Genomic DNA, 19,140 nt, shown 5'->3' with positions numbered 1-19,140 from the left:
ATCGTGACGGTTAATCGACTTCGCCTGTCTGGCACTGTGTGCAAGACGCCGGTTCGAAGAGTTAGCCCGTCAGGAATTCCTCACTGTCAGTTCGTGCTTGAGCACCGCTCAGTGCAGGAGGAGGCCGGGTTTCACCGGCAAGCCTGGTGTCGTATGCCGGTTATTATCAGCGGCAGCGCCCATCAGGTGATTACTCAACATATAACGGTCGGCACGCAACTCACACTCGACGGTTTCATTAGTTGCCATCAGGCACGAAATGGCCAGAGCAAAGTGGTGTTCCATGCCGAGCAGATTGAATTGATAGATTCTGGAGACTAGCCTAATGGCACGTTATTTCCGTCGTCGCAAGTTCTGCCGTTTCACCGCGGAAGGCGTTGTTGAGATCGATTACAAAGACATCGCAACGTTGAAAAACTACATTACCGAAAGCGGTAAAATTGTCCCGAGCCGTATCACCGGTACTCGTGCAAAATACCAGCGTCAGTTGGCTCGCTGCATCAAGCGTGCGCGTTACCTGTCTCTGCTGCCGTACACTGATCGTCATCAGTAATCGGCAACTGTCCATTAACGACTTTAAGAGGATAAGGTAATGCAAGTTATTCTGCTTGATAAAGTAGCAAACCTTGGCACCCTGGGTGATCAGGTTAACGTTAAAGCGGGCTACGCTCGTAACTTCCTGGTACCACAGGGCAAAGCTGTTCCTGCTACTAAGAAAAACGTTGAGTTCTTCGAAGCACGCCGTGCTGAACTGGAAGCCAAACTGGCTGACGTTCAGTCTGCAGCAACTGCACGCGCTGAGAAAATCAATGAACTGGGCACTGTAACCATCACGTCTAAAGCGGGCGATGAAGGTAAACTGTTCGGTTCAATCGGTGCCCGCGACATCGCTGATGCAGTGACTGCAGCTGGCGTTGAAGTGGCTAAGAGCGAAGTTCGTCTGCCGAACGGCGTTCTGCGCACTACCGGTGAGCATGAAGTAAGCTTCCAGGTTCACAGCGAAGTATTCGCGAAACTGAACGTGAAAGTAGTTGCTGGTTAATCTTTATTAACTGAGCACGACACAAACGCCGGCCCTGTGCCGGCGTTTTTGTTTTTGTGCCTTTCAATCGCCGCTGTTCGCGTTACTGCGCGCGAATAAAGCTGCCGTCTGGCTGACGTGTAAACAGCACCGGACCGTTTGCGCCCTCCACCGTCAGACCTGTTACCGCCCCCTGCGCATCCTGACGGATTTTCACCTGCTGACCACTTTTCAGTGAGCTGAGTGGCTGATCGCTGCCTTCCACCCGCGCCATCGCAAACACATCATTGACCGGCAGACTATTATCACGAAACAGCTGCGCCAGCGTCTGACCGGAAGCGATGGTCAGATTGCGCCACTCGCCCTGAGAATCGGCTTTTGGCGTCTGCTGAGACGGTGAGGATGACGGCTGGCGGCTACTGTTGTTCTCATAAATATCCGCCTGCATCGGCACCTCTTTCTCCGTCTGGGGTGCGACCGGCTGCTCGACCGGATAGCGCAGCGTGCTGGCGGGCCAGAGAAACGCCACCAGCATCACCAGCAGTGCGGCCACAATGCCACGGCGGTGCGGCGCAGGCAGCGGGTCCATCCAGCGAATGTGGTCGGTAAAATGCCAGATACGCTGAAGCCATGTCGGCAGGCGGGATGACGTGTCTGAAGCCATTCGGGGTTCCTCCTCTCCGGCAGGCTGCTTTAGCCTGCGTGCGGCCAGCCAGGTCTGCAGCCGGGATACAAGATGTTTTGCACGCATCCTGCGGCGTCGTGGGGCTATCTGGCCCATGTTTGCTCTCTTATTCGTGTGCTACAGAGGGGGTGATCCCCCCCGATAGTTATAGTATGGGCAATACCGGCGCGAAGTGCCTGCCAGCATTGATAAAATTGACGGCTCTATTGTTTCTCTTTCCCCGGCAAAAGTCATCTGCGATGCAGGGCATTTTACGCCAGCGGCCTGCGCTGCTATGCTGCCCGTTCGAATTTATCCGAGAGTGAAAGGAACGAAGATGACTACCCCTTCTTTCGACAGCGTCGAAGCACAAGCAAGTTACGGTATTGGTTTACAGGTTGGCCAGCAGTTGCTGGAATCTGGTCTGCAGGGTCTGCAACCAGAAGCACTGCTCGCGGGTCTGCGCGACGCGCTGGAAGGGAACTCGCCGGCCGTACCGGTTGATGTGGTTCATCGCGCACTGCGTGAAGTGCATGAACGCGCTGAAGGCGTGCGTCGTGAGCGCACCGAAGCCATGGCCGCAGAAGGTCAGGCGTTCCTGCAGGAACATGCGCAGCGTGAAGGCGTGAGCAGCACCGAATCAGGCCTGCAGTTCAGCGTGATTACTCAGGGCGAAGGTCCAATCCCATCACGTCAGGATCGCGTACGCGTTCACTACACCGGTAAACTGATCGACGGCAGCGTATTCGACAGCTCTGTTGCCCGTGGCGAACCGGCGGAATTCCCGGTAAGCGGCGTGATCCCAGGCTGGATTGAAGCGCTGACCCTGATGCCGGTTGGCTCAAAATGGGAACTGGTGATCCCACAGAACCTCGCATATGGCGAGCGCGGTGCGGGTGCCTCTATCCCACCATTCAGCACCCTGATCTTCGAAGTCGAACTGCTGGAAATTCTGTAATTCCGCACGCTGCAACCCCCCCGGTTGCAGCGTTTTCTTCCGCCTTATTTCTGCTGTAAATTCACCTGCCACAGAGCAAAGCCGATCGCATCTGTCCCTTTGGGCTGAAGCGGATATTGCGCATGCTGCTTAATAAACCCGGTCGCTTTATCACCCGGTGCCGTTTCAAACTGAATGTCGAGTGGGGTGGATAAGGTAATCGGTGCCAGCCGCCAGTTATTGTCCGCCTTCGGCTGAACTTCACCGTGCGCTTTGGTTTCCGCGCTGATGTAGGCGGCAACCACGGAACGGTTCTCATCCGGCGAGGCAAAGGCGATGTATTTATCTCCGGTGCCGGCAAACTTACCGCCGTAAGCGCGATAGTTATTGGTCGCCACCAGGAAGGTCGCCTGTGGATCGACGGGTTTACCCTGCCAGCTAAGCTGACGGATACGTGAGGCCTCAGGATGGATCAACTGACACTCTGCGTCGTAGCGCGCGGGCTGGGTCACATCAATCTGATAATTAACCCCGTCAATCACATCAAAGTTATAGGTGCGAAAATCCCAGTTGATCAGCGACTGCGTTTTCGTGCTGTGGGGATCGATCTGATTAAACTGGCCCGCTGAGCACTCCAGCCACTCTTTTACCTGCGCACCGGTGACTTTCATGACCACCAGGGTATTGGGATAGAGATAGAGATCGGCCGCGTTACGGAAGGTCAGCGCGCCTTTCTCCACTTCGACATAGCTGGCCGGATCGTTTTTACGTCCGCCCGCTTTAAACGGCGCTGCAGCAGAGAGCACCGGCAGGCGGCCCAGATCCGGATCGCCCTGAATGAAATGCTCCACGTAGGCGCGCTGGGCATTATTGACGATCTGTACCGTCGGATCGTCCTGTACCAGCGACAGGTAGCTGTACATCACATCGGCGGACTTGCCGATGGGCTTCGCCACAAACTCTCGCGTGGCGCGGTGATCGTCAGCCAGTACCTTCACCAGCGCCGGATCCTCTGCCGCCAGCGATTTCTTCGCTGCGGTATCGTAAATTGGCCGCGCCTGTGCTTTGCCGCTGCTCACCTGCCAGCGTCCGCCCTCATTGTTCAGCACCAGGTCAACCACGCCAAGGTGATCGCCCCACATGCCTGGCATCACCGCCGGAATACCGTTCAGGGTGCCGTTGGCGATATCTGCACCCTTGATGTCAGCAAACTCCTTGCCGGGGAAGACCGCATGCGCATGACCAAACAGGATGGCGTTAATGCCTTCCACCTGGCTGAGATAGTAAACCGAGTTCTCCGCCATCGTGTGATACGGCTCGCTGCTCAGGCCGGAGTGGGGAATAGCGATAATCAGATCGGCGCCCTGCGCGCGCATCTCAGGCACGTAGCGGCGAGCCGTTTCGGTGATGTCATCGACGCGTACCTTGCCCTGCAGGTTGGCTTTATCCCACACCATGATCTGCGGCGGCACAAAGCCGATATAACCTATCTTCAGGGTCTGCGTTTTGCCCTCACGATCAACCACCGTAGTGGATTTGATGAGGTATGGGGTAAACAGCGGTTTGCCGCTCTTCACATCAATCACGTTGGCGTTCACATAGGGAAAGCGTGCGCCCGCCAGCGCTTTTTTCAGGTAGGGCAGGCCATAATTGAATTCATGATTACCGAGGTTACCGACGCTGTAATCCAGCGTGTTGAGCGCCTGGTAGACCGGATGGATCTCGCCCTCACGTAATCCTTTGGCCGCCATGTAGTCACCCAGCGGGCTGCCCTGAATGATGTCGCCGTTATCGACCAGCAGGCTGTTTTTCACCTCCTGGCGTGCGGCGTGGATCAGCGTGGCGGTTCGCACCAGACCAAACTTCTCGGTTGGCGTGTCTTTGTAATAGTCGAAATCCATCATATTGCTGTGCAGATCGGTGGTTTCCAGTATCCGCAAATCCACCGTCGCCGCCTGGGTGGCGACGGAAACGCTCAGTGCCAGTAACATCATTCCGGGCTTAAACATGCTTGCTCCTGCTGCAAAATAAATAAGGATCTCAAAATAATGTAAAAGCATGACAGATAGTCATTTTAAATCGTGATGGGTATAACGTTTTGGCGCATCGGTCAGCGACGGATTCTTAAACGATGGAGGCGTAGCGGCACAGGCGTGGCGATAAATGGGTAACTATGATATTGATATATCTATAAATTGAATCGCCAAAGTGCCTGTAAATGGGTACTTCAGGCGGAACTGCTAAAATGTCACTATCTGACGATGAGCTGATCCGGCAGCAGACAGACACAATGAGGTGAAAAATGTTAGAGCAAATCTGCCAACTGGCACGCGAAGCAGGCGACGCGATTATGCAGGTCTATAACGGTGCCGCGCCGCTTGACGTTTCTCACAAATCGGATGATTCGCCGGTGACCGCCGCGGATATCGCTGCACACGAGGTGATCCTCGCGGGCCTCAAAAAGTTAACGCCTGATCTCCCCGTGCTGTCAGAAGAAGATCCGCCAGCCTGGGAAGTGCGTCAGCACTGGCAGCGCTACTGGCTGGTCGATCCGCTGGATGGCACCAAAGAGTTCATCAAGCGTAACGGCGAATTTACCGTTAATATTGCGCTAATCGAAGCGGGCAAGCCGGTAATGGGCGTAGTCTATGCGCCGGTGCTGGGCGTGATGTACTCCGCTGCAGACGGCAAAGCGTGGAAAGAGGAGGGCGGTCAGCGTGAACAGATTCATGTCCGTGATGCGCGACCTCCGCTGGTGGTGGTAAGTCGTTCACATGGCGACGACGATGAGATGAAAGAGTACCTGAAGCAGTTAGGTGAACATCAGACCGTCGCGACCGGATCCTCACTGAAATTCTGCCTGGTGGCAGAAGGAAAAGCGCAGCTCTATCCCCGTTTCGGACCCACCAACATCTGGGATACCGGCGCGGGCCATGCCGTGGCGATGGCGGCGGGCGCGCATGTGCACGACTGGCAGGGTAAAACTCTGGACTACGCGCCGCGCGAATCCTTCCTTAATCCTGGCTTCCGCGTTTCACTTTTTTAACGCTGTCTGAGCGCTCAGCCTGCTGAAGGCTGAAACCCCGGCGGGCGATGCTCTTCCCACCGGGGCTTCAGCGATTAATCCTTCAGCAGGGAGGTGACCAGCGTAATCACTTTTGTCACTTCATCCTGCGTCAGCGATCCATCCTTCACAAATTTCACCTTACCCTGCTTATCCAGCACCACAATGGCGGAACCGCCCGGCTGTAACTGCCAGGCATGCTGCACATTGCCCTTGCTGTCGACAACAAACTGCGACCACGGATATTGCTGCTTGTTGGTCTCGACGCTGCTGCGCACAAACATGCCCGTACCGGGAATGGCATCATCTGTATTCACGATGGTGGTGGTCTGATAGCGATCATGCGGCAGCTTCGCGGCCTTAATCGCCTCGATCAATGCGGCATTCATCTCTTTAGCAGATGAGCGACCCGCGATGTGCTGAACCACGCGAACTTTTCCGCCGAGCTGCGCGCTATTCCAGTTTTTGTAGCTAAACTTATCCTGCTGCAATAACAGCTCGCCTTTGTCGTTCACGCCAACGGCCGGTACCCGCATATCCTGCCTGAGGTCATGAGCCATCACGCTTGCCGGTATCAGTAAAGACAACGCTACAGCTGCCAGAATTATTCGCATTGCTATTTCCTTGAGTGATCAGACCAGTTAGTCATTTTACTGCAATAGTAAGCAGGGATGATGCGCCTGTCCTGGAAAGGTGTCAGGTTTGTTATGGCCGCCACAATTCCTTAACCAACGAAGGTTTATACTGTGTTGTGTGAGCCTGATAACAGAGTGTTCTGTAATGATGTGTCAATTCAGTAAAAAAAATCACTTTTAGGAACATTAGTAGGTTTGAGTGTTCTATAGTTATCGCGAATTCGCGCTTCATGGGCTGGAACCAAATTTGGAAACGGCGAAGCGTGCTTAAAAATGTACAGGAGTTAGTCAGTATGAAGATCTTCCAGCGCTATAATCCGCTACAAATAGCGAAATATGTAAAAACGCTGTTCAAAGGAAGGTTGTATATCAAGGACGTCGGCGCGTTCGAGTTCGACAAAGGGAAAGTATTAATCCCGCGCGTCAAAGACAAACAGCACCTGAGCGTGATGTCAGAAATTAACCGCCAGGTCGTTCGTCTCAAACTTGAGTTCAACTAATCATAAGGGCGCCGATGGCGCCCTTAGTGTCTGGCCAGTCAGGCCATTTTATTTGTCACTCTGAACCTGAGCAGTGCCAACAATTCTCACAGACTACGTCACATTCCGGTTGTTCCGCGCTGTCCATGTCCAGACTGCTGGTCATTCTACTCTTCTTCGCTTTTTGTCATGCTCAGCACCGGCGGTCGTTCATCGATGCGGGTGACCAGCAACTGATCGATGCGATAGCTATCAATATCCACTACCTCGAACTTGTAGCCAGCAAACTTCACAAAATCGGTACGCTTCGGAATCTTACGCAACATATACATCATAAAGCCGCCGATGGTTTCGTAGTTGCCTGACTGCGGGAAATCATCAATGTCCAGCACGCGCATCACGTCATCAATCGGCGTACCGCCTTCAACCAGCCATGAATTCTCATCGCGCGCCACAATCTGCTCTTCCATACCCTGGCCAACCAGATCGCCCATCAGCGTGGTCATTACATCATTCAGGGTAATAATGCCCACAACCAGCGCATATTCGTTCATGATCACCGCGAAATCTTCTCCGGCGGTTTTAAAACTTTCCAGTGCTTCAGAGAGGGTCAGTGTGTCCGGCACGATCAGCGCCGAGCGAATCTGCAGGCCGCTGTTCAGCGCCATGCTCTGATTACCCAGCACGCGCAGCAGCAGCTCTTTGGAGTCGACATAGCCAACGATATGGTCGATATCGCCGCTGCAGACCAGAAACTTCGAGTGAGGATGCTGGGCGATTTTGGTTTTGAGGCTGGTCTCATCTTCGTGCAGATCAAACCAGACAATATTCTCACGTGAGGTCATGGAGGAGGGAACAGTACGTGACTCCAGCTCAAACACGTTTTCAATCAGCTCGTGCTCCTGCTTACGCAGCACGCCAGCCAGCGCACCCGCTTCAACCACCGCGTAGATATCGTCGGAGGTGATGTCATCTTTACGCACCATCGGCAGCTTGAAAATACGGAAGAAGACGTTAGCCAGGCCATTAAACAGAAACACCAACGGACGCATTATCAGCAGGCAGAAACGCATCGGGTTGATGATGCGCAGCGCGATGGTTTCCGGTGCGACCATGCCGACCCGCTTTGGGGTTAAGTCAGCAAACAGGATAAACAGGCTGGTGACGATGGTGAAGGAGCAGATAAAGCTGAGCTGCTCCGCCAGTTCCGGCGAGACAAACCGGTTAAACAGGCCGCTGAAAACCGGCGAAAACGCCGCATCGCCAACAATACCCCCCAGGATGGCGACGGCGTTGAGGCCAATCTGCACCACGGTGAAGAACATGCCCGGCGTTTCCTGCATTTTCAGCACGCGCTGCGCATTTACGTTGCCTTCATCGGCCAGCAGTTTCAGTTTGATCTTACGGGCGGCCGCCAGCGAGATCTCCGACAGAGAGAAAAAGGCACTGATTACGATCAGTAACAGAATGACAAGTAAGCTATCTAACATATGAGATCCAAAGGGTTATCCACTTGTCATTTTTGGCCTGGGCAGCGTGGGTAAGCGCAAACAGAGTTGGTTTATCCGTGAAACAAAGCTATCCGTGCCAAAAATGTCTGCGCCAGTTCGACAACAAACGACATGTCGGGGCAGAAATGAAAACAGGCGGCATGCCTGTGGTGGCCGATTATAGCAGGAGCGCTCATTGCGCCGCCAGAGGGCAAACCGCTGCTTAAGGGCGCATTAGCAGCCAGAGCGGCCGGTTACAGACTCGGATTTATCTGAGTGAGTCATATCGGACTGATCATTCCGACCCGCAGGAGTTGTATCGCTCACCCCATTTACCGACAATAGCCCCGTTATTTGACTTAGATGTCAGAGTTGCTCCGCCGTTTGCCATAAAGTGCGGCTATGATGAGGATGTTGCCGTTGCGGTAGTGCGGGCAAAGAAGATTAATAAGCGCCCCGCGGAAAAGGGGCCGGCATGATTAACAGGAGTACAGGTGCCACGATTTTATGTTTATTGCATGGCTGGCCTGCTGCTTGCCGCGCCCGCCCTTGAGGCGGCGACAGTGCGATTACAGGTAGACGGCTTATCCGGGGATCTGCAAAAGAATGTCAGAGCGCGTCTGTCCACCATCGGCAGCGATGAGGTCTCTAATGATGGCCGCTTTCGCGCGCGCGTTTCTGTTGCGATAAAAGAGGGGCTGCGCGCGCTCGGTTATTACGAGCCCACCATCGATTTCGAATCCCGCCCCGCGCCTGCGCAGGGTGGACGACCGGTATTAGTGGCACACGTAACGCCTGGTGAACCGGTAAAAATCGGCGGCAGCACGATTGTGGTCGAAGGCGATGCGCGCAATGACGCGGATTACAAAGCCTGGGTGAAGCAGGGACGCCCTGAAGTGGGCAGCCAGCTTAACCACGGGCAATATGACAAATTCAAAAGCGGCTTCTCTAATCTCGCACTGCGTAACGGCTATTTCGACGGCACGTTTAAAAAAAGCCAGCTTGGTGTCTCGGTGGAGCGGCGTGAAGCGTTCTGGGATATCGACTACGACAGTGGCGAACGCTATCGCTTTGGCGACGTCACTTTCCAGGGATCGCAAATTCGCGAAGAGTACCTGCAAAACCTGGTGCCGTTTAAAGAGGGGGACTACTACAGCTCCCGCGATTTAGCCGAGCTGAATCGCCGCCTCTCCGCCACCGGCTGGTTTAATTCGGTGGTGGTCGCGCCGGAATTCAGCAAGGGACGACAGACCAAAGTGCTGCCGCTGAGCGCAGTAATGTCACCCCGCACCGAAAACACCATTGAAACCGGCGTCGGCTATTCCACAGACGTCGGTCCGCGCCTGAAAGGGACCTGGAAAAAACCGTGGATCAACGACAGCGGCCACAGCCTGGCGGCCAGCGCCTACGTTTCCGCGCCGGAACAGCAGGTCGATCTCAGCTACAAAGTGCCGCTGCTGAAAAGCCCGCTTGAGCAGTACTACACCTTCTCCGGCGGCCTGAAGCGCACCGACCTCAACGACACCAAAGCGGATACCACTACGCTTGCGATGTCGCGCAACTGGGACAGCAGCAGCGGCTGGCAGAAGGCGGTCAACCTGCGCTGGAGCCTGGATCACTTTACTCAGGGCAGCGTGACCAACACCACTATGCTGCTCTATCCCGGCGTCAGCGTAAACCGTACCCGTTCCCGTGGCGGCCTGATGCCGACATGGGGCGATTCACAGCGCTATTCGGCAGACGTCTCTGATACCACCTGGGGTTCAGACGTCGACTTCCTGATCCTGCAGGCGCAAAACGTCTGGATCCGTACCCTTGGCGACAGTCATCGCTTTGTGGCACGTGGCAATCTGGGCTGGATCGAAACCAACGACTTCGACAAAGTGCCGCCGGATCTGCGCTTCTTTGCCGGTGGTGACCGCAGTATTCGTGGCTACAAATACAAAAATATTTCACCGCGCGATGATGACGGCAAACTCACCGGTGCATCAAAACTCGCCACCGGATCGCTGGAATATCAGTACAACGTCACCGGGAAATGGTGGGGCGCGGTGTTTGTCGACTCGGGCGAAGCGGTTAACGACATCAAGCAAAGTAACGTCAAAACCGGTGCGGGCGTCGGCGTGCGCTGGTCTTCACCGGTTGGCCCAATCAAATTTGATATCGCCAGACCCATCGGGGATGACGAAGAGCATGGATTACAATTTTACGTAGGGCTGGGGCCAGAACTATGAAGCTGTGGAAAAAGGTCCTGATCGGCATTCTGATCTTTCTGGTCGTGCTGTTGGGTGGGGTGGCATTTTTAATCGGTACCACGCCTGGGCTGCATTTAGTGCTGAAAGGTGCGTCGCGCTGGGTGCCGGGCCTGTCAATCAAGCAGGTCGATGGGGGCTGGCGTAACCTGACCCTTAACGGTCTGCGTTACGAAATGCCCGGCGTCAGCGTTGATGCCGGGCAAATTCATCTGGCGGTGGATCTCAACTGCCTGCTGCACTCCTCCGTGTGCGTTAACGATGTCTCCCTGCGCGATATCAGCGTGGTGGTCGACAGCAAGAAAATGACGCCTGCGGCACCAGCGCCGGAAGAGGAGAGTGGCAACACTAACCTCAGCACGCCATACCCCATCACGCTGCGTCACTTTGGCCTGCACAATATCAATGTCAAAGTTGATGATACCGCAATATCGCTGCTCGACTTCACCACCGGCCTGCAGTGGCAGGATCGTGCGCTGACGCTGAACCCGACCCATATTCAAAGCCTGCTGATTGCGCTGCCGAAAGCGGCGAAAGTGGTCAATGACGAGGTGGTAGAACCGAAAGTCCAGCAGCCACATCCCGCTGAAAAACCGCTGGGTGAAACGCTGCAGGCGATGTTTGCGCAACCCCTGCTGCCTGAGATGCCTGATTTCCGTCTGCCGCTGGATATTGAGGTGCAGCAGATTCTGGGTGAACAGCTGCGCATTACCGGCGACACCGATATTTCCGTCAGCCGGTTGCTGCTGAAAGCCAGAACCGCCGATCGTCAGATGCAGCTCAGCACGCTGGAGGTGGACTCGAACCTCGGCAACCTGAAGGGTAGCGGTCAGGCGACGCTGGCGGATAACTGGCCAGTCGATTTCTCCCTTAACGGCACAGTGAATACCGATCCGATTAAAGGCGAAAAGCTCGCGCTGAAACTTAATGGCGCGATGCGCGACGAGCTGAAGATGGGGCTGAACCTCTCCGGTCCGGTGAATGCGCAGCTGGACGCCACGACCCAGCTGGCGGTAGCAGGATTGCCGCTGTCACTGAAGCTGACCAGTCCGCAGTTACGCTGGCCGCTGACCGGTCCGGTAGCGTATCAGGCGGATAACCTGGACTATCAGTTCAAAGGCAAAGCCACCGACTATGTGATGTCGCTGCAGACCGCCGTGAAGGGTGAATCTGTACCACCGGCGACGATCTCGCTGACGGGTAAAGGCAACGTTGAGCAGTTCAGCCTCGACCGCCTGCGCGTGGCTGCGCTGCAGGGCAACATCGATCTCACTGCGCTGGTGGACTGGAGCAAGGCGATAAGCTGGCGCAGTGAGCTGACGCTGGCGGGAATTAATACCGCTAAACAGTATCCCGACTGGCCAGCAAGGCTGGATGGCAAAATCACCACCCGCGGCAGTCTGTATGGTGGCAGCTGGCAACTGAGCGTGCCGCAGCTACAGCTTAAAGGCAATGTGAAACAGAATGCCGTGACCGCTGATGGCTCCCTGACCGGTAATAGCTACAACCAGTGGACGGTGCCGGGCATTAAGCTGGCACTGGGACGCAACCATCTGGATGTTAAAGGGGCGCTGGGCGACAGTCTGGATCTCGATGCCAGCATCGACGCGCCCCAGCTCGACAATGCGCTGCCGGGTCTGGGCGGCGTCATCAACGGCACAATAAAAGCGCGTGGCACCCTGAAGGCACCGCAGCTGCTGGCCGATCTCAATGCCCGTGGTCTGCGCTGGCAGCAGATGCAGATCAATCGCGTCACCCTGAATGGCGACGTCCGTTCCGGCGAGCAGGTGGCGGGTAAACTGCAACTGCGCGTCGAGCAGCTGAAGCAGGATGCGCTGAACATCAGCCTGCTGACGCTGAATGCGGACGGCAATGAGCATCAGCATCAGCTGAAGCTCAATGTGCAGGGCAAACCGGTCTCTGGCCAGCTGGCGCTGAACGGCAGCTTTGATCGCCAGACCGAGCGCTGGAAAGGGTCGCTGAACGACACCCACTTTGATACGCCAGTCGGTGAGTGGCGTCTGACCCGCGCCATGGCCATCGACTATCTGAACAGCCGCCAGACGGCCACCATCGGCCCACACTGCTGGCAGAACCCCAATGCGCAAATTTGTGTGCCGGAGCCGGTTGAAGCGGGCCCGGCAGGCAAGGCGCATGTGGTGCTGAATCGCTTTGACCTGGCGATGGTGAAGCCGTTTATGCCGGATGCGACTCAGCTTAGCGGCCTGTTCAGCGGCGACGTGCGCGTCAACTGGACTGCCGATGGCAGCCTGCCGACCGGTACCGTGGCGCTGAAGGGCAACGGCGTGAAAGTGGTGCAGGATGTGCAGGGCAACAATCTGCCGATCGCCTTTGACACGCTGAACCTCAATGCCGCGCTGCGAAACGGACGCGCCCAGCTCGACTGGCTGATCCGCATCGCCAATAACGGTCAGCTGGATGGCAACGTGCAGATCGACGATCCGCAAAACCGCCGCACGCTGGGCGGTAACGTCAACATCCGCAATGTCTCGCTGGCGATGCTCAATCCGGCACTGATGCAGGGCGAGAAGATCAAAGGCAGCCTGAACAGCAGCCTGCGCCTGGGCGGCAGCGTGCAGCAGCCGCAGGTATTTGGTCAGCTTGGCCTGACGGGTGTGGATGTGGATGGCAACTTTATGCCGGTTGACCTGACCAGTGCCAACCTGAATCTGGTGTTTAACGGCATGAGCTCCACCCTGAACGGGCTGGTGCAGACCGGGCAGGGCAATATCAACCTCAGCGGTAACGCAGACTGGAGCCAGCTCGACAACTGGCGTGCGCGCATTGCGGCGCAGGGCAGCCGGGTTCGCGTGACCGTGCCGCCGATGGTGCGCATGGATGTCTCGCCGGATCTGGTGTTTGAAGCGACGCCAGCGGCCTTTAACCTTGATGGCCGGGTCGATATTCCATGGGCGCGCATCACGGTGCAGGAAGTGCCGGAAAGCGCCACTGGCGTCTCGTCGGATGAGGTGTTGCTGGATAAACAGCTGAAGCCGATTGCACCGCAAACCGCCGCGATTCCGATTAACAGCAATCTGGTGATCCACGTCGGCAACGATGTGCGACTCTCTGCGTTTGGCCTGAAAGCGAAGCTGAATGGCGATCTGAAAATGGTGCAGGATAAGTCAGGACTCGGCCTGAACGGTCAGATCAACATTCCGTCCGGTCGCTTCCACGCTTATGGTCAGGATCTGATCGTGCGTAAAGGCGAGCTGCAGTTTGCCGGTCCGCCGGATCAGCCTTACGTCAACCTGGAAGCCATCCGTAACCCGGATGCCACCGAAGATGGCGTCACCGCGGGTCTGCGCGTCACTGGCCTGGCGGATGAGCCAAAAGCGGAAGTCTTCTCCGATCCGGCGATGTCGCAACAGGAAGCGCTTTCCTATCTGCTGCGCGGTCAGGGATTGGGCAGCGACGGCGACAGTAACGCCCTCACTTCAGCACTTGTTGGCTTAGGGGTTGCACAAAGTGGGCAGGTTGTGGGTAAAATCGGGGAGACATTCGGTGTCAGCAATCTCGCTGTTGATACTGCCGGTGTTGGCGACAGCCAGCAGGTGCAGGTCAGCGGCTATGTGCTACCGGGTCTGCAGGTAAAATACGGTGTTGGCATATTTGATTCACTGGCGACGTTAACCTTGCGTTACCGCCTGATGCCTAAACTCTATCTGGAAGCCGTGTCCGGTGTGGATCAGGCTCTCGATTTGCTCTATCAGTTTGAGTTTTAGCAATGCGAATAATTGTCTACGGCAGTTTACGGCGCAAACAGGGAAACAGTCACTGGATGACGAATGCGCAGTGGCTGGGTGATCACCAGATTGAAGGCTTTGAGCTTTACAGTCTGGGCCATTATCCCGGCGTGATTGAGGGCAATGGAGCGGTACATTGTGAGGTGTACCGCATTGATGCCTCAACCCTTGCGGAGCTCGATGCGCTTCGCACCAAAGGGGGAGAGTACAAACGTTATCTGACTCAGACGCCGTTTGGCAGTGCATGGCTTTATGTCTATCAACGCTCAGTGGCAGGACGCCAGCGCATCATGAGTGGTGACTGGCTGAAGCGCGATGAGGAGCCAGAGGCCTGAACAAAAACACCGTCCATCCGGACGGTGTTTTTTTTTCGACTCACAAACCGGCAGCAGAATTACTTCTTCTGTGCGCGCTCGTAAGAGGAGATGATTTCAGCTTTAGCGGCTTCGGCATTATCCCAGCCATCCACTTTCACCCATTTGCCTTTTTCCAGATCTTTGTAGTGCTCAAAGAAGTGGGTGATCTGTGCACGCAGCAGTTCTGGCAGGTCGTTCACATCTTTGATGTGATCGTACTCTTTAGAGAGTTTGGTGTGCGGAACGGCAACCAGTTTGGCATCTTCGCCAGACTCGTCGGTCATTTTCAGCACGCCAACCGGACGGCAGCGGATCACTGAGCCTGGAACCAGTGGATACGGGGTCGGAACCAGTACGTCAACCGGATCACCATCCAGAGAAAGGGTATGGTTGATGTAGCCGTAGTTGCACGGATAGAACATGGCGGTAGACATGAAACGGTCTACAAACAGGGCACCAGACTCTTTATCAACTTCATATTTGATCGGATCAGCATTCGCTGGGATCTCAATGACAACGTAGATATCTTCTGGCAGGTCTTTACCTGCTGGCACCTGGTTCAAACTCATCTGGCATTCCTTCAGTAGTCGTATGTTGAGTGTCGGCTATTATAGCCAACTGACTCTGAAAGTATGCCCCCTTTTTGGCGTTTCGGAATGCGCCCAAACGCTACTTAGCCGCCACAAACAGCGAAACAATGCCTGCGGCAATCAGTGGTCCTACCGGCACCCCACGGAAGAACGCCACGCCAATCACTGTACCAATCAGCAGACCACCAATCACCGAAGGCTGGACGCTCATAAAGTTCACGCCACGGCCGCCCAGCCAGGCGACAAAGATCCCTACCAGAATCGCCACAATCGACTTCCAGTTAGCAAACGACTTGATCAGCGCAGAAGCGGGCAGTGAGCCGCTTGCCAGCGGGGCCATCACCGCCACGGTAAGAATAATGATGCCTAAGGTAATGCCCTGTTTTTCTACGTAGGGGAAGAACTGAGCCAGCGGGGTAATTTTAATCGCCAGCAGCACCAGAATTGAAATCGTGACCGCGTTGTTGTGAACGAAATAACTCAGCACGGCGAGGCAAATCAGAATGATGGTCGAGGCGTAAGCAGCCATGGTTTCTCCCTGAAGGTTAATGAGTGCGCTGACTTCAGTCAGCGCAAAAGCCGGTTATCGATCAGCAGTCATCGGGGTTAGCACAGCTGCCTTTACCCAGTGACTGCAGCATCAGTGCCTGATTGCGCACCAGGCTCAGGCTCTGAGCGCTCAGCGCCACGCTGCCCAGCGAGCCTTGTGTACTGAGCTGGCTGCGGCTCGCCTCAAGCCAGCTGTCGCGGTAGCTCAGCCAGGCGCGCTGCGCGGCACGCAGTTTGTTTTTAGGTTCGCCGGAGAGGGTTTTCATCAGTTTGTTGTACTGCTTATTCATCTCCTGATCCCAGGCCCGATTGGCCGCAGCGTAGCACTGGTTCATGGCAAGGGTAGTCGAGGCGTCATTGAGGCAGCGATCGGGCGAGGCGTCTGTCGGCAGATCCTCTGCCAGCACCGCTGTGCTGAGGCACAGCAGCATCAGAAGTAATCCTGGTTTCATTCTTTTCTCCGGATAACGGATAAGCGGCGATTAGCTTGATGGATGTTCCCGTGATGATCAAGTTGTTAACACTAATCAGGGTTAAAGTTTCGTGCCGTTACTGCCGATACTTCATCCGTTTTAGGGCCGCTGGAAAATTTGCCTTTTCACATACACGGAAACTATCTGGATGAAACAGTTATCACTTCGCACGGGGTTGCTGGCATTGCTGGCATTTATGACACTGCTGCTGTTGGCGGTGAGTTTTATGGGTATCGTGGCAATTAACAAAGGGAATCGCTCGCTGGATGTGATCAACCGCATTCAGGGGATCGAGCTGAACAGTCTTTACCAGAGCAATGCCGATCTGATGCGGGCCCGCGCTAACGCCGCGCTGGCGGTGCGTAAAATTGAAATTGGTTTGCTGGAAGAGGGGGCGGCAGTAACAAAACTGTCGCAGGCGGATGTGGTCTCATCACAGCAAAGCCTGAAGCGCTTTGTGGACGCCGGAACGGTGACTGCGCACGGAAAGATACTGGCGGATGCGGTTTCGGCCAGTTACAAAGCCTATCTCGACCAGGGTATCAAACCGATGATGAACGCCCTGGATAAGCAATATACCGACGAGTATTACCAGCTGCTGGAAGGCAACCTGGCGACGCTGGCAGCCAGCTACAACAAGGCCGTCACGGACTTCAGCCAGCTGGCCGATCAGATCACCCAGGCCCAGCTGGCGCAGGCGGCCTACAACGAAACCAAAATGAAAATCCTGATCGCCGTGGCGGTGGTATTAACACTGCTGCTGCTGGTGCTCGCCTGGCAACTGCTGCGCCGGATGCTGCTGCAGCCACTGAACCTGGCCATTCTCCATCTTGAGCAGGTCGCGGCGGGCGACCTCTCGCAGGCGCTGCCACCGTCGGGCAACAATGAGCTGGGGCGGCTTAATCATGCGCTCGCCGGGATGCAGCAGTCGTTGCGTACCTCGGTGAGTCAGGTGCGCGAAGCGAGTATGCAGATCGACATCGGCAGCCGTGAACTGGCCGCGGGCAACGTCAATCTGTCGCAGCGTACCGAAGAGTCCGCCGCCTCGCTGGAGCAGACTGCCGCCAGCATGGAGCAGCTCACGGCAACCGTGCGGCTTAACGCCAGCAATGCCCAGCAGGCGCACCAGCTGGCTAACGCGGTCTCTGATACTGCCGATCGCGGCGCGGAGGTAGTCTGCTACGTGATGGAAAAAATGCATGAGATTACCGACAGTGCCAATCGTATCGGCGACATTCTTGGCGTGATTGATGGTATCGCCTTCCAGACCAACATTCTGGCGCTCAACGCCGCCGTTGAAGCGGCGCGCGCAGGCGAACAGGGCCGTGGCTTTGCGGTAGTGGCAAATGAAGTGCGCACGCTGGCACAGCGCAGCGCTAACGCGGCCAAAGAGATCCGTACGCTGATTAGTGATTCACAGTCGAGGGTGAAAGAGGGCAGCGAGATGGCGACGCGGGCCGGGGAAACCATGGATGAGATTTCTGGTGAGGTCATGCGTGTAACGGCACTGATGAAAGAGATCTCGATGGCCTCCGACGAACAGAGCCGTGGCATTGAGCAGGTTAATCTGGCGGTAACACAGATGGATGCGGCGGCGCAGCAGAACGCGGCGCTGGTTGAGCAGGCCACCGCCGCAACCCAGTCGCTGGAAGCGCAGTCCGATCAGCTTCAGGCAACCATGGCGCAGTTCAGGTTGCAGACGGCGTAAAAACAGCAAGGGCGCGAAAATCGCGCCCTTGCTTTTTATATGACTTTTTATACCACTGCCGGATTAACCCTGACGGCAATCCGGGAACTCGGCCAGGAAACGCTCAACGTCGTTCACCATCGCCTCGTTACCGCAGTAGAACGGGCAGCGCTGGTGCAGCGTGACCGGTGGAATATCCAGAATACGCTTCTGACCGTCGCTGGCTTTACCGCCCGCCTGCTCTGCCAGGAACGCCATCGGGTTGCACTCATACAGCAGACGCAGCTTACCCTGAGGATGGCTGGCGGTGCTTGGATAGAGGTAGATGCCGCCTTTCAGCAGATTACGATGGAAATCCGCGACCAGCGATCCGATGTAACGTGAGGTATAAGGACGGTGCGTTGACAGATCCTCTTCCTGACAGAACTTCAGATATTTCTTCACACCCTGCGGGAAACGAATGTAGTTACCTTCGTTAATGGAGTAGGTGTAACCCGTTGGTGGATAGGTCATACGTTCGTGGCTGAGGCAGAACACACCCAGAGACGGATCGTAAGTAAACGCATGCACGCCTGCACCGGTGGTATAAACCATCATGGTGGAGGAGCCGTAAACCACGTAACCGGCAGCGACCTGCTTGTTGCCTGGCTGCATGAAGTCAGCTTCAACAACCGGCGTACCCGGCTCGCTGACGCGGCGGTAGATAGAGAAAATGGTGCCGACGGAAACGTTAACGTCGATGTTAGAAGAACCATCCAGTGGATCCATTAACACCACGTACTTACCGTTTTCTTCACCTTCAAAGATCACAAACTCGTCTTCTTCCTCAGAAGCGATACCGGCGACGATGCCGCGTGCTTTCAGTGCTGCCTTCAGTTTCTCGTTGGCAAACAGATCAAGTTTCATCTGCTGCTCACCCTGAATATTCTCGACGCCGCTGGCACCCAGAATATCCACTAAACCGGCTTTGTTGATATCGCGGTGGATGATTTTGGCACCCAGCTTAATAGCGGAAATCAGCGCTGTCAGTTCACCTGTAGCGTGCGGAAAGTCATGCTGCTTCTCGACGATAAATTCGCCCAACGTTTTCATAACACATTCCCTGAATCTTCGATGGAGTGGCAGCATGCGTAACAGTCTGCCAACGGATGCGTACGCAGTTTAGCCGATTGAACT

Annotated in this window: 18 protein-coding genes; 10 read left to right on the top strand and 8 right to left on the bottom strand. The window is 55.6% G+C overall.

Annotation, left to right across the window (positions count from 1 at the left end; all coding sequences use genetic code 11):
* The first annotated feature begins 3 nt into the window (after positions 1-3).
* Genes priB through rplI form a run of 3 tightly spaced genes read left to right on the top strand, consistent with a single transcriptional unit; the run spans position 4 to position 1,042 of the window.
* The gene (gene priB / locus ACMGGP_RS15545) at positions 4-321 is read left to right on the top strand and encodes a primosomal replication protein N (RefSeq protein WP_010256154.1); all 318 of its coding nucleotides are present in this window, start codon (positions 4-6) and stop codon (positions 319-321) included.
* Between the two features lie 4 nt (positions 322-325).
* Positions 326-553 carry a 30S ribosomal protein S18 gene (rpsR, locus tag ACMGGP_RS15540; RefSeq protein ID WP_002210155.1) on the top strand — a complete coding sequence of 76 codons (228 nt, stop codon included), beginning with the start codon at positions 326-328 and terminating at the stop codon, positions 551-553.
* Positions 554-592: 39 nt separating this feature from the next.
* Complete coding sequence (gene rplI, locus ACMGGP_RS15535; protein WP_010256429.1) at positions 593-1,042, top strand: 50S ribosomal protein L9; 450 nt, start codon at positions 593-595, stop codon at positions 1,040-1,042.
* Between the two features lie 82 nt (positions 1,043-1,124).
* On the opposite strand, the gene ACMGGP_RS15530 is transcribed toward rplI, so the two are convergent.
* Positions 1,125-1,685, bottom strand: coding sequence for a LysM-like peptidoglycan-binding domain-containing protein (locus ACMGGP_RS15530; RefSeq protein WP_010699800.1), 561 nt, complete (start codon positions 1,683-1,685; stop codon positions 1,125-1,127).
* A gap of 337 nt (positions 1,686-2,022) precedes the next feature.
* Here ACMGGP_RS15530 and bamJ point away from each other — a divergent pair, with 337 nt between their 5' ends.
* A complete protein-coding gene (gene bamJ, locus ACMGGP_RS15525) occupies positions 2,023-2,643 on the top strand; it encodes a BamJ family beta-barrel-assembly machinery protein (RefSeq protein ID WP_010256433.1) in 621 nt (206 codons plus the stop codon).
* Between the two features lie 44 nt (positions 2,644-2,687).
* On the opposite strand, the gene ACMGGP_RS15520 is transcribed toward bamJ, so the two are convergent.
* Positions 2,688-4,631, bottom strand: coding sequence for a bifunctional 2',3'-cyclic-nucleotide 2'-phosphodiesterase/3'-nucleotidase (locus tag ACMGGP_RS15520; protein ID WP_498798622.1), 1,944 nt, complete (start codon positions 4,629-4,631; stop codon positions 2,688-2,690).
* Positions 4,632-4,924: 293 nt separating this feature from the next.
* Here ACMGGP_RS15520 and cysQ point away from each other — a divergent pair, with 293 nt between their 5' ends.
* Positions 4,925-5,668: a 3'(2'),5'-bisphosphate nucleotidase CysQ gene (cysQ, locus tag ACMGGP_RS15515; RefSeq protein ID WP_010256437.1), complete on the top strand. Its 744-nt coding sequence runs from the start codon at positions 4,925-4,927 to the stop codon at positions 5,666-5,668.
* A gap of 74 nt (positions 5,669-5,742) precedes the next feature.
* Here the strand turns inward: cysQ and ACMGGP_RS15510 are convergent, their stop codons facing one another.
* Positions 5,743-6,300: a YtfJ family protein gene (locus ACMGGP_RS15510; RefSeq protein WP_022623931.1), complete on the bottom strand. Its 558-nt coding sequence runs from the start codon at positions 6,298-6,300 to the stop codon at positions 5,743-5,745.
* A 314-nt stretch (positions 6,301-6,614) separates the two neighbouring features.
* On the opposite strand from ACMGGP_RS15510, the gene ACMGGP_RS15505 reads away from it, so the two are divergent.
* Positions 6,615-6,821: a DUF1107 domain-containing protein gene (locus ACMGGP_RS15505; protein ID WP_003855513.1), complete on the top strand. Its 207-nt coding sequence runs from the start codon at positions 6,615-6,617 to the stop codon at positions 6,819-6,821.
* A 146-nt stretch (positions 6,822-6,967) separates the two neighbouring features.
* On the opposite strand, the gene paeA is transcribed toward ACMGGP_RS15505, so the two are convergent.
* A complete protein-coding gene (gene paeA, locus ACMGGP_RS15500) occupies positions 6,968-8,290 on the bottom strand; it encodes a polyamine export protein PaeA (protein WP_010256442.1) in 1,323 nt (440 codons plus the stop codon).
* A 494-nt stretch (positions 8,291-8,784) separates the two neighbouring features.
* On the opposite strand from paeA, the gene tamA reads away from it, so the two are divergent.
* The 3 genes from tamA to ACMGGP_RS15485 are packed head-to-tail and all read left to right on the top strand — an operon-like array spanning position 8,785 to position 14,644.
* Positions 8,785-10,524 carry an autotransporter assembly complex protein TamA gene (tamA, locus tag ACMGGP_RS15495; protein ID WP_010256445.1) on the top strand — a complete coding sequence of 580 codons (1,740 nt, stop codon included), beginning with the start codon at positions 8,785-8,787 and terminating at the stop codon, positions 10,522-10,524.
* Positions 10,521-14,288: an autotransporter assembly complex protein TamB gene (gene tamB, locus ACMGGP_RS15490; RefSeq protein WP_033758895.1), complete on the top strand. Its 3,768-nt coding sequence runs from the start codon at positions 10,521-10,523 to the stop codon at positions 14,286-14,288. The genes tamA and tamB overlap by 4 nt, the downstream gene beginning before the upstream one ends.
* A 2-nt stretch (positions 14,289-14,290) precedes the next feature.
* The gene (locus tag ACMGGP_RS15485) at positions 14,291-14,644 is read left to right on the top strand and encodes a gamma-glutamylcyclotransferase family protein (protein WP_010256451.1); all 354 of its coding nucleotides are present in this window, start codon (positions 14,291-14,293) and stop codon (positions 14,642-14,644) included.
* A 59-nt stretch (positions 14,645-14,703) separates the two neighbouring features.
* On the opposite strand, the gene ppa is transcribed toward ACMGGP_RS15485, so the two are convergent.
* The 3 genes from ppa to ACMGGP_RS15470 all read right to left on the bottom strand — a co-directional run bounded on the left by ppa (position 14,704) and on the right by ACMGGP_RS15470 (position 16,256).
* Entirely contained in the window at positions 14,704-15,234 is a 531-nt protein-coding gene (gene ppa / locus ACMGGP_RS15480; protein ID WP_003855519.1) for an inorganic diphosphatase, read from the bottom strand.
* A 100-nt stretch (positions 15,235-15,334) separates the two neighbouring features.
* A complete protein-coding gene (locus ACMGGP_RS15475) occupies positions 15,335-15,784 on the bottom strand; it encodes a DUF441 domain-containing protein (protein WP_003855520.1) in 450 nt (149 codons plus the stop codon).
* A 61-nt stretch (positions 15,785-15,845) separates the two neighbouring features.
* A complete protein-coding gene (locus ACMGGP_RS15470) occupies positions 15,846-16,256 on the bottom strand; it encodes a lysozyme inhibitor LprI family protein (protein ID WP_010256454.1) in 411 nt (136 codons plus the stop codon).
* Between the two features lie 169 nt (positions 16,257-16,425).
* Between ACMGGP_RS15470 and ACMGGP_RS15465 the strand changes: the two genes are divergently transcribed.
* Positions 16,426-17,985: a methyl-accepting chemotaxis protein gene (locus ACMGGP_RS15465; RefSeq protein ID WP_010699795.1), complete on the top strand. Its 1,560-nt coding sequence runs from the start codon at positions 16,426-16,428 to the stop codon at positions 17,983-17,985.
* A 63-nt stretch (positions 17,986-18,048) separates the two neighbouring features.
* Here ACMGGP_RS15465 and fbp read toward each other — a convergent pair whose 3' ends face one another.
* Positions 18,049-19,056: a class 1 fructose-bisphosphatase gene (fbp, locus tag ACMGGP_RS15460; protein ID WP_498798621.1), complete on the bottom strand. Its 1,008-nt coding sequence runs from the start codon at positions 19,054-19,056 to the stop codon at positions 18,049-18,051.
* Positions 19,057-19,140: the final 84 nt, after the last annotated feature.

It is taken from the genome of Curtobacterium sp. BNK-1, assembly GCF_048685235.1.
Taxonomy (GTDB): domain Bacteria; phylum Pseudomonadota; class Gammaproteobacteria; order Enterobacterales; family Enterobacteriaceae; genus Pantoea; species Pantoea agglomerans.
This window is presented reverse-complemented; position numbering and strand designations above follow the sequence as displayed.